This is a genomic window from Streptomyces sp. NPDC008137, from assembly GCF_042957035.1.
Lineage (GTDB): Bacteria > Actinomycetota > Actinomycetes > Streptomycetales > Streptomycetaceae > Streptomyces.
The window spans coordinates 84,740-97,322 of the sequence record NZ_JBIBHN010000016.1; the positions used below are offsets into that span (position 1 = coordinate 84,740).

Consider the following 12,583-nt stretch of genomic DNA (forward strand, 5'->3'; position numbering starts at 1 on the left):
GCGAGCAACCACATCCGGGCGGACACCCGCGCAGCAAACGATCACCCCACCGACGAGTAGGCGACAACTCCCCGCAGCAACAGATCAACAGCCTTACGCGCGTTCTTGACCACCGAAGACCCCTGCGGCGCCGCCGCCGCGATCTGCCCCAGCACATCGATGACCTGCTTGCACCACCGCACGAAGTCCCCCGCCGGCATCTCCGCCTCGCGCAGCACCTCGTCCAGCCCCGCCCCGGAGGCCCACATGTACGCGGCCCAGGCGAACCCCAGATCGGGCTCACGCTGTCCGACACCCTCGGTCTGGGTGATCCGGAACTCCTCCTCCAGCGCGTCCAGCCGCCCCCAGATCCGCACCATCTCCCCCAGCGCGGCCTTGGCCTTCCCCGACGGCAGCTTCGGCGCCATCGCGTCGTCCGCCGCACGCGCCTCGTACACCAACGCCGAGACACAGCCCGCCAGTTCGGCCGGGCCGAGCCCCTCCCAGACGCCCTCGCGCAGGCACTCGCTGGCGAGCAGGTCCAGCTCGCCGTAGAGCCGGGCGAGCCGCTTGCCGTGCTCGGTGACCTCGTCTCCGCGCAGATAGTCGAGCTCGGTCAGCAGCGCCACGATACGGTCGAAGGTCCGCGCGATCGTGTTCGTACGGCCCTCGATCCGTCGCTCCAGCTGCGAGGTGTCCCGCAGCAGCCGGTGGTAGCGCTCGGCCCAACGGGCATGGTCCTCACGGTCGTCGCACCCGTGGCAGGGGTGCGCGCGCAGTTCGGTCCGCAGCCGGGCGATCTCGCGGTCGTCGGCCGCCTGGGAGCGCCGCTTGCGGTGCCGGTCGGCCGGGATGTGCCCGGCCTTGGTGCGCAACGCGGAGGCGAGGTCCCGACGGGACTGCGGGGAACGGGGGTTGAAGGACTTCGGGATCCGCATCCGCTCCAGCGGCTCGACCGGAACCGGGAAGTCGATGGACGCCAGCCGCTTCACCTGCCGCTCGGCGGTCAGCACCAGCGGGCGCGGACCGTCGTGGTGCTCGAAGCCCCGGTGGCCGTTCGAACGGCCTGCGGGCAGGCCCGGGTCCAGCACCAGTGCCAGGCCCGCGTACTTGCCGGTGGGCACGTGGATGACGTCTCCGGGCTTCAGCTTCTCCAGCGCGACGGCGGCCTCGGCGCGCCGCTGTGCCGCGCCCTGCCGGGCCAGGTCGTTCTCACGGTCCTTCAGCTCGCGGCGCAGCCGCGCGTACTCCTCGAAGTCGCCGAGGTGGCAGGTCATGGAGGCCTTGTAGCCCTCGAGCCCCTCCTCGTTGCGCTGCACCTGGCGGGAGATGCCGACCACCGACTTGTCCGCCTGGAACTGCGCGAAGGACGTCTCCAGCAGCTCGCGCGAACGGTGCCGGCCGAACTGCTCGACCAGGTTGACCGCCATGTTGTACGACGGCCTGAAGCTGGAGCGCAGTGGGTACGTGCGCGTGCCGGCCAGGCCCGCCAGGTGCTCGGGGCTGGAGCCGCGCTGCCACAGCACCACGGCGTGGCCCTCGACGTCGATGCCGCGCCGCCCCGCACGCCCCGTCAACTGCGTGTACTCGCCCGGGGTGATGTCCGCGTGCTGCTCGCCGTTCCACTTGACGAGCTTCTCCAGCACCACCGAGCGGGCGGGCATGTTGATGCCGAGGGCGAGGGTCTCGGTCGCGAACACGGCCTTGACCAGGCCGCGTACGAACAGTTCCTCGACGACCTCCTTGAAGGTCGGCAGCATGCCCGCGTGGTGGGCCGCGATGCCTCGCTCCAGGCCTTCCAGCCACTCGTAGTAGCCAAGGACGTGCAGGTCCTCGGTCGGGATGGACGACGTGCGCTCCTCGACGAGCGCGCGGACCCGCCCGCGGGCCTCGTCGTCGTTGAGCCGGAGGCCCGCGTACAGGCACTGCTGGACGGCGGCCTCGCAGGCGGCGCGGCTGAAGATGAAGGTGATGGCGGGCAGCAGCCCCTCGGCGTCGAGCCGTTCGATGACCTCGGGCCGGCTCGGTGTCCACACCCGGGAGCGCTGTCTGCGGTCGCGCTCGCGGTCGGCCTCGCGCATGGACCGGCCGCGCCGGCGGTCCTGGTACGACGGCCGGCTCGCCTCCATGCGCGCCATGCGCGTGAGGTCGGGGTTGACGGCCTTCTTGTGGCCCTCGCCCTCCTCGAACAGGTCGTACATCCGCCGCCCGGCGAGCACATGCTGGAAGAGCGGCACGGGCCGGTGCTCGGAGACGATCACCTCGGTGTCACCGCGGACGGTGTCGAGCCAGTCGCCGAACTCCTCGGCGTTCGACACGGTCGCCGACAGCGACACCAGTGTGACCGACTCGGGAAGGTGGATGATCACTTCTTCCCATACGGCGCCCCGGAACCGGTCGGAGAGGTAGTGCACCTCGTCCATGACCACGTAGCCCAGGCCCAGGAGGGTCTGCGAACCGGCGTACAGCATGTTCCGCAGCACCTCGGTGGTCATCACGACCACCGGGGCGTCGGAGTTGACGCTGTTGTCGCCGGTGAGCAGGCCCACCTTGTCCGTGCCGTAGCGGCGGCACAGGTCGGCGTACTTCTGGTTCGACAGCGCCTTGATGGGTGTCGTGTAGAAGCACTTCTTGCCCTGCTGGAGAGCGAGGTGGACGGCGAACTCGCCCACGATCGTCTTGCCCGAGCCGGTGGGCGCGGCGACCAGGACACCCTTGCCCGCTTCGAGCGCCTGGCAGGCCTCGATCTGGAAGGGGTCGAGACCGAAGTCGTACATCTCGCGGAAGGAGACGAGCGCGGTGGCCTGCTCGACAGCACGCTTGCGGGCTGCCGCGTACCGCTCGGCCGGTGAGAGGTCCTCTGTCATCGTGCTTTCGAGCGTACCGGGCCGCACTGACAACAGGACGATCATTATCCGGATCCATTCCTGTGAAACCGGGGATCGGCGCAGTTCAGGGGCCGACGACCCGCACGCCCCCGCGCACGCAGCGCACGCTCAGCGGCAGCGGGCCGAGCGGCTCCCCGTCCGCGTACCCGGTGATCCCCTCGGCGGCGATCTCGACCCGGGCCGCCCGCAGCACGGTCACCGCCGGATGCCCGGCGTGGGTCCCCCGGTACACCCTCGGAAACACCCGCAGCAGCGTCGTACGGCTGCAGTCCCCGACCACGGTGATGTCGAACAGCCCGTCGGTGAGGTCGGCGCCGGGGCAGATCCGCATGCCGCCGCCGTACGACGAGCCGTTGCCGACGGCCACCAGGGTCGCCTCGACCTCACGGACCTCGCCGTCGTCGAGCCGGATCCGGTACGGGACGGGCCGGAACGCGGCCAGTTCGGCGATCATCGCCAGGTCGTACTTGAAGCGACCGGCGGGCAACCGCATGCGGTTGCCGCGGTCGTTGACACGGGAGTCGAAGCCGGAGGCGAGGACCGTGCCGAACCAGCGGTCGCCCACCTGCCCGAGGTCGATGTCGCGGATCCGGCCGCACTTGAGGGCGTCGGCGATCATGCGGCCCGCGGCCGCCGGCTCGCGCACGGGCAGGCCGAGGGCGCGGGCGAAGTCGTTTCCGGTGCCGACGGCGACCAGGCCGAGCGGGGTGCGGGTGCCCGCGACCGCCCGCAGCGCGAGGTTGGCCATGCCGTCACCGCCGACGGCGATCAGCGCTCCGGTGCCGCCCTCGACGGCGGCACGGGCGCGGATGAGGGCGTCCGCGGCGTCCTCGCCGAGCACCGTACGCACCGAGAAGCCGGCCGCCCGCAACGCGGAAGCGGCCGGCTGCGCCGCGCGGGCGCCCCGGCCGCGGCCCGCGGTGGGGTTGACGAAGAGGGTGATCTCGCTGGTCACGCGACCGACCCTATGAGCTGCCTGGCGATCTTCAGGTCACGTCGTCATAACCGTTGACCCGGTCCGAGCGTTCCGAACTCGCCTGCTCGGGCAGGGCGGCCCGGCCCGTGGTCACGGGTTCGATCTCGCCGATGTCGTCGGGGGTGAGATCCAGCTCGGAGGCCTCGTCGTCGGCGGGGCCCAGGGCGTCACGACGGCTGCGACGGCGGTCGTTGAGCAGGGAGAAGGCGACGGCCGCGAAGTACAGGACCCAGATCGGCCCGGCGAGCATCAGCATGGTCAGCGGGTCGGTGCTGGGTGTGGCGATGGCCGCGAAGACCGTGATGCCCATGATCATGCCGCGCCACCAGCCGAGCATGCGCTTGCCGGTGAGTGCTCCGGTGAGGTTCAGCATGACCAGCAGCAGGGGCAGCTCGAACGAGAGGCCGAAGACAAGCACCATCCGCATGACCAGGTCGAGCAGATCGTCCAGCGGGAGGAGGTTGGACGTGCCGCCCGGAGTGAATTCGAGGAGCACCTTCGCCGTGGTGGGAAGCACCGTGTAGGCGAAGTAGGCGCCGATGATGAACAGCGGGGCGCCCGTGCCGACGAAGGCGTACGCGTACTTCCGCTCGTGCCGGTGCAGGCCCGGCGCGATGAAGGCCCACAGCTGGTAGAGCCAGACCGGCGAGGCCAGTACGACACCGGCCATCAGGGACACCTTCAGCGCCAGCGTGAAGGGAGTGATCAGACCGTTGATGGTGATCTGCGCACACGGCTTGGAGGACTGCCGCGACCTGGCCAGTTCCTCGAAGGTCTTGTCACAGCCGACCGAGTCGAGGATCGGCTTGGTGATCAAGTTGATGATGTCGTTGTAGAAGAAGGCGGCGACGACCGTGATGACGACGATCGCCAGCATCGCCTTGGCGAGCCGGTTGCGGAGCTCGCGAAGGTGCTCCGCGAGGGGCATCCGCCCCTCGGGATCCTTCTCCTGCTTGCGGGCAGACTTCAGCAACCCACGTTCCCATCTCGTGCGGCGGGCCGGAGGTCACCGGCCCGGCTTCAGCGCTTCGTCGTGTCCGTCGGCTCGTTGACCGGACGCGAGCTGGTCACGTCACCGGGCGCTGCCTGGATGGTGCGGTGCGAGGGCTGCTCGTCGTTGTTGGGCGGGCCGGCCGGGGTCGTGGACGACTTGCTCTCGTCCTTCATCGCCTTGGCCTCGCTCTTGAGGATGCGGGCGGACTTGCCGAGCGACCGAGCCATGTCCGGAAGCTTCTTCGCGCCGAACAGCAGGATGATGACGACGAGGATGAGAATGATCTCGGGGGCTCCGAGCCTTCCGAACATAAGTCTTTACCTTCTCACCGAGGCGGCTGGGGTGGGGTGCTGTCCGACCGGTCGGACATATGTCCGAACGGTCGTGTTGACAGCGATCGTAACGCTCAGGGGTAAACGTGAGGCAATCCCTCTGCATCCCCTGTACGTACTCCCGTCCGCGGCCAGTGCCTCGTTAACCGGGCCGCGACCAGCAGCGTACCTGTCCGAACCACGGAGGTGACAGGGCGAAGTGGCCCAAAGCGCAACTCACAGCCGCCTGCTGAACGGCTCACAGGGCGTCCACGGACCGGGCCGCGCTCCCCGCGGCCCGCTCCAGATCCTCGGCGGCCCGGTTGATACGGCGCGCGGAATCGGTGACCTGCCTGCCCAGGCGCTGTGCCTCCACGAAGACCCGGACGGCGAGCACCCCGAGCACGGCGAGACCCACGAACCCCACGGCTACCGCGAACATCGGCCAGAACATGCCGTCGAGCCTAGACCCTCCGGGAGGGGCGGACGCCCGGACCCTCAGAGGGTCGGAGCGAGTCGCAGGGTCCGCACGCCGCCGCCGGTGAGCAGCTCCACGATCCGCTCCCCCGCGGGCTTGCGGACGGACGCGCCGCACTCCGGGCAGGTGAAGGAGTAGAAGGTGGTGCGGCTGGTGGCGCCGATGGCGAGGCGCAGGGCTCCGGCGGTGAGCTCGAAGCGCTCCCGGCAGTCCGGGCAACCCGCCCGGAACACCACGGGAGCCACGCTTCTCATCCCGGCGAACGCGGACTCCACCGTCATGCCCCGCGCACCGGACGTCGCCGACTCGCTCACAGCCCTCGCTCCTCTTCCTGTGGTCGTTCGCCTACCGGGGCGGCAGGGCGGGATGCGGCCGGTGTCGCGGCTCGCTCCGCCCCTGCCCGGGGTGGAAACGCCCGGGAGTACGCGGGTGCGTCCCGTCCCCGGCGGGGCCGAGGCCGTCCGCCTGCGCGGCAGACCGCGGGCCCCTGTCCGGGCGCCCGCCGGTACCGCAGGCCGCGATGGCTCACGCGCGTCCGCCGTCCGGCCCGTCCGGGCCCGTGGGTGCCGCGGGCACCGGCTGCGGCCCTGGCACCTGGGCGGTGTCCGCCGCGGGGCCCGGCTCGATCCCGTCGTAGGCGGCAAGCGCCTCGCGGGCCGCCTGCCGGGCGCTGTCTGCCAGCTCCGGCGGCGACACGATCCGGCCGTCCCGCCCGAGCCGCAGCGCCAGGCGCCGCAGCGACGCGGGGTCGGGGGTCCGCAGCGTGATACGCAGCCCGCCGTCCGGCAGCTCGTCCGCGCTGTCGTGCGGGTAGTACTCGGCGACCCAGCGGCCGCCGGGCCCGACCTCGACCACGACCTCCGGGTCCTCGGCCGCGGGCTGCACCAGGGCCTGCGACAGGTCACGCAGCTCGATCTCCGGCGGCGCCGACGGCTCGTCCAGGATCTTGATCTCGGCGACCCGGTCGAGCCGGAACGTGCGGCGCGCCTCGGAGCGCCGGCACCAGGCCTCGACATAGGTGTGCCCGACGCTGACCAGACGGATGGGGTCGATCTCCCGCTCGGTGACCTCGTCGCGCGCGGGCGAGTAGTAGCGGATCCACAGGCGGCGGCGCTCCGCGATCGCGCGGTCGACGTCCGCGAAGACGCCGCCCTCGGACTCGAAGGTCACCGACAGCCGCGAGCTGGCGCCCGCGGTCTCGCCGGCCGCGGTCTCCACCTTGGCCGTGGCCCGCAGCAGCGCCTGGCGGTCGCTCTCACGCAGTCCGGGCAGCGTGGCCACGGCCCGGGCGGCGACCAGCAGGGCGGTGGCCTCGTCGGCGGCGAGTCTCAGCGGCTCGGCGACATCATCGGGGTTGTGCCACCAGATGCGCTCGCCGTCGGTGTCGATGTCGAGCAGATCGCCGCCCCGGAAGCTGGTGCCGCACATGGGCAGCACGTCCAGGTCGGAGACCAGCTCGTCCTCGGTGATGCCGAAGGCGCGCGCGACGTCCTCGACCCGGGCGCCGGGACGCTCCTTCAGATACGTCACCAGCGAGAGCATCCGCCGGGTCTGGTCGATGGCGTTCACGGGCCTGACCGGTTTGCCTGCCACTGTTCTGCTCCGCTCCCCCTCAGCCCTTGGCCACGGCCCGCAGCCGGTCCACCACGTCGGCCCGCAGCTCGGCGGGCTCCAGGACGACCACGTCCGGCCCGAACTCCACCAGCCAGGCGTCCAGCCCGTGGCCGTACGGAATCTCCAACTCGTCCCAGCCGTCGCCGAGTTCCCGTACGGCGGTGGCCTTCGCCCGAAGGGGGTACCCCGCGCCGGAGCGCAGCCGGATCCGGGCGGAGCGGTCGGCGATCTCCCCGGCCCAGCCCGCGACGGTCTCACGGACGGTGACGACGTCCGGCACGTCCCCTGTGTACCGGCCGCCGCGTGAGCGGACCTTGCCGGTGATCCGGGAGAGCCGGAAGACCCGCTCGGCGCCCCGGTCGCGGTCCCAGCCCGCGAGGTACCAGTGGCCGCGCCAGCACTCGAGCGCCCACGGCTCCACGTGCCGCTGCTCGGGGTGGGCGGCGGTGGCCTTGCGGTAGTCGAAGACGACGGGGCGGCGGTCCCGGCAGGCGAGCATCAGCGGCTCGAACGCCGCCTCGTGCACGGGGATCCGCGGCTCCAGCGCGCCGTGCGGCCCGTAGGGGTCGACGTCCTCGGGGAGGCCCGCCGCGCGCAGCTTCTGCAGGGCACCGCTGGCCGCGCCGGCGAGCCGGGCCTGCTGCCACACCTTGGCGGCGACCCCGAGGGCCGCGGCCTCCTCGGCGTCCAGCGTGATCGGAGGAAGGCGGTTGCTGTCGCGCCGGGCCAGATAACCGATGTCGCCGTCGAGGCTCTCGACCGTCTCGATGACCAGTCCGAGCTCGCGCAGGTCGTCCTTGTCGCGCTCGAACATGCGGTTGAAGGAGTCGTCGGATCCGCCGGCGCCGTTCCCCGGTCCGAAGGCCTCGACGTATGCCTCGATGGAGTCGCGCAGCTCACGCTTGCTGAGCGGCCGCCGCGTCCCGAGCAGACACAGCGCCAGGTTCATCAGCCGCTCGGCCTTGGCAATGGCCATCGACGCCCTTCGCCTCCCTATGGTGCTTACGACCGATGACCGTACCGCCCCGCGGTGTCCCGGCAAAGCCGAGGGCCCATGCCCGAACAGGCATGGGCCCCAGGTGATCGAGTCTGTCGGACCTTGCTCAGACCCCGAGCAGGTCGACCACGAAGATCAGCGTCTCGCCGGGCTTGATGAGCGGGCTCGGGCTCTGGTTGCCGTAGGCGAGGTGCGCGGGGATGGTCAGCTGACGGCGGCCGCCGACCTTCATGCCCTGCACGCCCTGGTCCCAGCCCTGGATGACCCGGCCGCCGCCCAGCGGGAAGCGGAACGGGGTGCCGCGGTTCCAGCTGGCGTCGAACTCCTCGCCGGTGCTGAAGGCGACTCCGACGTAGTGGACGGTGACGGTCTGGCCGGCCTGCGCGACCGGGCCGTCGCCCTCCCAGATGTCCTTGATCTCGAGGTCCGCCGGGGGCTCGCCGCCCGGGAAGTCGATCTCGGGCTTGTCGATGCTCACGTCTTAGGCTCCTGCTTGTCTGCGAAAAGGCGAACACGCACAGTCTTACATCCCCCGCACGTCAGAGCTTCGCGAGGATGTCCACCGAAAAGACCAGCGTGGAGTCCTTCTTGATGCCGCTGCCCTGCGGCGGGTTGTCGCCGTAGCCCAGCTTCGGCGGGATGACGATGAGGACCCGGCTGCCGACCTTCTTGCCGGTCAGGCCCTGCGCCCAGCCCTTGACGACCTGCTGGAGCGAGAACGACACCAGCTGCTTGTTGGCGTACGAGGAGTCGAACTCCTTGCCGCCGTCCCACAGCACGCCCTTGTACTGCACGAGGACGCTGTCGTCGGCGGCGACCTTCTCGCCGTCGCCCTCCAGGACGTACTCGGCGACGAGCTTCTTCGGGGCGGCCGCCTTGGGCACCTCGATGGAGGGCGCCTTGCCGTCGGTGTTGGTGCCGACCTTGGGCAGGTCCGCGTCGTCCTGGGCGACCTTCTCGCCGTCGGCGGAGCTCTTGGCGTTGAACGTGTCCAGCACGTCGACGACGAAGACCAGCGTGTCGGTGCCCTTGATGCCCGCCTGCGGGTTGCCCTGCGAGCCGTAGCCCCAGGTGGGCGGGACGGCCATCTCGACACGGCTGCCGGCCTTCTTGCCGGCCAGCGCGTACCGCCAGCCGTCGATGATCTGGCCCTGGGTGAGCTGGATGGCCAGGCGGGTCTTGCGGTCGTAGGAGTTGTCGAAGACCTTGGCGGTGCTCCAGACCTGGCCCAGGTAGTTCGCGACGACGAAGTCGTTCTCCGCGATGCTCTTGCCGCTGCCCGCGATCAGCGTCTTCACCGCGAGCTGCTTCGACGGCTCTCCGCTGCCCTTGGCGACCGTCGGCTTCTCGTCGAACTTGGTGCCCGCGGTGACCGCCGGCAGCGGACCGTCCACGATCTTCGGCGGCGGCGCCGAGGACGGGGCCGATGCCGAGGGAGAGGGCGAGGGGCTGTCGCTGGCCTTGCTCGAATCCGACTTGTCGTCGCCGCACGCGGCGAGTGTGGCCAGTCCTGCGGGAACAGAGATGAGAAGTGAGCGTCGGCGCACTGTGGGGGCCTCGTAATCGATCGATCTCGTTGATGGCGTGCGCGCAACTCTACGGCGTGAGCAGGGCGCCGTACTTGTAACGTACGGCGCCCGTGTGGCGTTCCGGCTGAATATCCGCCGGAGCATTTCCTCACATTCCGGCGATCAGCTTCTCCACCCGGTCGTCCACGGAACGGAACGGGTCCTTGCACAAGACCGTGCGCTGAGCCTGGTCGTTGAGCTTGAGGTGAACCCAGTCGACCGTGAAGTCACGGCGCTGTTCCTGGGCGCGCCGGATGAAGTCGCCGCGCAGCCGGGCCCGAGTGGTCTGCGGCGGAACCGACTTGCCCTCGAAGATCTTCAAGTCGTTGCAGATGCGTGCCGCCTGGCCCTTCTTCTCGAGCAGGTAGTACAGGCCACGACGGCGGTGGATGTCGTGGTAGGCGAGGTCTATCTGCGCGACCCGCGGGTGCGACATGGTCATGTTGTTCTTGGCGCGGTACCGCTCGATGAGCTTGTACTTCATGACCCAGTCGATCTCGGTGCCGATACGGTCGAGGTCCTCGGCCTCGATCGCGTCCAGTGTGCGGCCCCACAGCTCCAGGACCTGCTCGACGGTGCCGGTGCGGATGCCGCGGCGCTCGCAGAAGTCCACGGCCTTCTCGTAGTACTCGCGCTGCACCTCCAGGGCGGAGGCCTCGCGGCCGCTGGCCAGGCGCACCTTGCGCCGGCCGGTGATGTCGTGGCTGACCTCGCGGATCGCCCGGATCGGGTTCTCCAGGGTCAGGTCGCGCATCACGGTGCCCGCCTCGATCATGCGCAGCACCAGGTCGGTGGCGCCGACCTTGAGGAGCATGGTCGTCTCGGACATGTTGGAGTCGCCCACGATGACGTGCAGGCGGCGGTAGCGCTCGGCGTCGGCGTGCGGCTCGTCGCGCGTGTTGATGATCGGCCGGGAGCGGGTCGTCGCCGAGGAGACGCCCTCCCAGATGTGCTCGGCCCGCTGGCTGACGCAGTAGACGGCCCCGCGCGGCGTCTGCAGCACCTTGCCGGCACCGCACAGCAGCTGCCTCGTCACCAGAAACGGAATGAGAATGTCCGCGAGCCGGGAGAACTCCCCGTGCCGGGCGACCAGATAGTTCTCGTGGCAGCCGTAGGAGTTGCCCGCCGAATCGGTGTTGTTCTTGAAGAGGTAGACGTCGCCCGCGATTCCCTCCTCGTGCAGGCGTCGTTCGGCGTCCACCAGGAGTCCCTCGAGAATGCGCTCGCCCGCTTTGTCGTGGGTGACCAGTTCGGTCACGTTGTCACATTCCGGTGTGGCGTATTCCGGATGTGAGCCCACGTCGAGATAGAGGCGGGCGCCGTTTCGCAGAAAGACATTGCTGCTGCGGCCCCATGACACGACACGGCGGAAGAGGTACCGCGCCACCTCGTCAGGAGACAGGCGGCGCTGTCCCCTGAACGTGCACGTGACGCCGTACTCGTTCTCCAGCCCGAAAATGCGGCGGTCCATGAGGGAACATTACGCCCGATCCCCTGAACTGAAACGGGGTTCGGGGGCACGGTTTGGATCATTTTCCGAACCGGACACAACAACCGCTCCCCCGCCGGGAGCTGCGAGTACCCGTCCCGTGGCCGCCAAAACCAGCAGGGACACGCCACCCGCGGCACCCGGCACGGCGAAGCCCCACAGGGCCCCGCCCGTCTCCACGACGGGCCCGGCGACGCCCGCTCCGACCGAGTGGCCCACGGTGAACGTCGTCACCAGCCAGGAGAACGCCTCGGTGACCGTGCCGCGCGGGGCATGACGGTCGACCAGGACGAACGCGCAGGCGATGGCGGGCGCGAGGAAGACACCGGCGAGCGCGGTAAGCGCCACCATGGGCACCGCGTCCGGCATGAGGAGCAGCGGCAGGTAACACACCACCAGAAGGGCCACCAGCACCTGGAGTCGCCGCGCGGGCTCACCGGCCCACTGCCGGGCCCCGTAGACGGTGCCGCCGACCAGCGCCCCGAACCCCAGGGCCGCCATCAGCCAGCCGTACACGGCGTCACCGCCGTGCGCGTCCGCGTAAGGCACCGAGGCGACGGTGATGGACCCGAGCGCCATACCGATGAACAGGAACGCGGCCAGCAACGCCAGCAGCCCCGCCGAACGCAGCGCGCCCAGCCAGTGCGCCTCCCGCGGCGCCGACCGCCAGGCACGCGAGGGCGGCGAGACGACCACGGACAGCGCGCCCAGCACCCCGACCACGTTCAGCACCAGCAGCGCGACCTGGGCCGACCACAGGGACACGCACAGCGTCACGAGCAGCGGCCCGACGGTGAACATCACCTCCTGGGCCACGGCGTCCATGGCGTACGCCGTGTGCACCTGGTCCTCCTTCCGGAGCACCGACGACCACAGGGCCCGCAGCCCGCCCTCCAAGGGGGGTGTGAAGAGCCCCGCGGCCGCGACGGCGGCATACGCGACCGCCGGCGACCCGATCCCGGCGAAGGCGAACACGGCCATGGCGAGCCCCGACAGCACGGCCGCAGGCAACTGCACCCGCGGCTGCCCCCGCAGATCCACGAGCCTGCCCAGCACCGGCTGCCCCACGGCATTGGCGACGCCGTACACACCCGCCAGCGCCCCCGCCAGGCTGTACGAACCGCCCTCCGCCCGCACGAACAGCAGGATCGCGATGGCGCCGGTGGCATTGGGCAGCCGGCCCACGAGTGTGCCGACGAGCAGCCGGGCGGCGTGCCGCGCCCGAAGGATCTCCAGGTATCCCGTAGCCATGTCCCCGCCCTAGGTTTTACGTATAACGTCAACGAGTC

12 protein-coding genes are annotated in these 12,583 nt (G+C 70.4%); all 12 read right to left on the minus strand.

The features are described 5' to 3' along the window. Positions 1-41: 41 nt before the first annotated feature. Positions 42-2,891 carry a DEAD/DEAH box helicase gene (locus ACFZBT_RS24275; protein WP_391106839.1) on the minus strand — a complete coding sequence of 950 codons (2,850 nt, stop codon included), beginning with the start codon at positions 2,889-2,891 and terminating at the stop codon, positions 42-44. Positions 2,892-2,931: 40 nt separating this feature from the next. Further along, on the minus strand, positions 2,932-3,822 hold the full coding sequence (locus tag ACFZBT_RS24280) for a diacylglycerol kinase (protein ID WP_391106841.1): 891 nt from the start codon (positions 3,820-3,822) through the stop codon (positions 2,932-2,934). 31 nt (positions 3,823-3,853) lie between these two features. Continuing rightward, on the minus strand, positions 3,854-4,816 hold the full coding sequence (gene tatC / locus ACFZBT_RS24285; RefSeq protein WP_391106843.1) for a twin-arginine translocase subunit TatC: 963 nt from the start codon (positions 4,814-4,816) through the stop codon (positions 3,854-3,856). A gap of 47 nt (positions 4,817-4,863) precedes the next feature. Further along, on the minus strand, positions 4,864-5,148 hold the full coding sequence (gene tatA, locus ACFZBT_RS24290; RefSeq protein ID WP_382833434.1) for a Sec-independent protein translocase subunit TatA: 285 nt from the start codon (positions 5,146-5,148) through the stop codon (positions 4,864-4,866). 259 nt (positions 5,149-5,407) lie between these two features. Then, positions 5,408-5,602, minus strand: coding sequence for a hypothetical protein (locus ACFZBT_RS24295; protein ID WP_184597413.1), 195 nt, complete (start codon positions 5,600-5,602; stop codon positions 5,408-5,410). A gap of 44 nt (positions 5,603-5,646) precedes the next feature. Next, entirely contained in the window at positions 5,647-5,940 is a 294-nt protein-coding gene (locus ACFZBT_RS24300; protein ID WP_391106848.1) for a hypothetical protein, read from the minus strand. 211 nt (positions 5,941-6,151) lie between these two features. Then, entirely contained in the window at positions 6,152-7,219 is a 1,068-nt protein-coding gene (locus ACFZBT_RS24305; protein ID WP_391106851.1) for a WYL domain-containing protein, read from the minus strand. 19 nt (positions 7,220-7,238) lie between these two features. Beyond that, entirely contained in the window at positions 7,239-8,216 is a 978-nt protein-coding gene (locus tag ACFZBT_RS24310) for a WYL domain-containing protein (protein WP_391106853.1), read from the minus strand. A 127-nt stretch (positions 8,217-8,343) separates the two neighbouring features. After that, entirely contained in the window at positions 8,344-8,715 is a 372-nt protein-coding gene (locus ACFZBT_RS24315) for an FKBP-type peptidyl-prolyl cis-trans isomerase (protein WP_003989113.1), read from the minus strand. 61 nt (positions 8,716-8,776) lie between these two features. Beyond that, complete coding sequence (locus tag ACFZBT_RS24320) at positions 8,777-9,784, minus strand: FKBP-type peptidyl-prolyl cis-trans isomerase (protein ID WP_391106856.1); 1,008 nt, start codon at positions 9,782-9,784, stop codon at positions 8,777-8,779. Positions 9,785-9,914: 130 nt separating this feature from the next. Continuing rightward, positions 9,915-11,276, minus strand: coding sequence for a Pup--protein ligase (gene pafA / locus ACFZBT_RS24325; RefSeq protein WP_391106859.1), 1,362 nt, complete (start codon positions 11,274-11,276; stop codon positions 9,915-9,917). Between the two features lie 9 nt (positions 11,277-11,285). Then, the gene (locus tag ACFZBT_RS24330) at positions 11,286-12,545 is read right to left on the minus strand and encodes an MFS transporter (RefSeq protein WP_391106862.1); all 1,260 of its coding nucleotides are present in this window, start codon (positions 12,543-12,545) and stop codon (positions 11,286-11,288) included. Between the last annotated feature and the right edge of the window lie 38 nt (positions 12,546-12,583).

Coding starts and splice junctions, on each gene's coding strand:
- ACFZBT_RS24275 (WP_391106839.1), bottom strand. CDS start 2,891: ATGATCGTCCTGTTGTCAGTGCGGCCCGGTACGCTCGAAAGCACGATG.
- tatA (WP_382833434.1), bottom strand. CDS start 5,148: ATGTTCGGAAGGCTCGGAGCCCCCGAGATCATTCTCATCCTCGTCGTC.
- ACFZBT_RS24295 (WP_184597413.1), bottom strand. CDS start 5,602: ATGTTCTGGCCGATGTTCGCGGTAGCCGTGGGGTTCGTGGGTCTCGCC.
- ACFZBT_RS24310 (WP_391106853.1), bottom strand. CDS start 8,216: ATGGCCATTGCCAAGGCCGAGCGGCTGATGAACCTGGCGCTGTGTCTG.
- pafA (WP_391106859.1), bottom strand. CDS start 11,276: ATGGACCGCCGCATTTTCGGGCTGGAGAACGAGTACGGCGTCACGTGC.
- ACFZBT_RS24330 (WP_391106862.1), bottom strand. CDS start 12,545: ATGGCTACGGGATACCTGGAGATCCTTCGGGCGCGGCACGCCGCCCGG.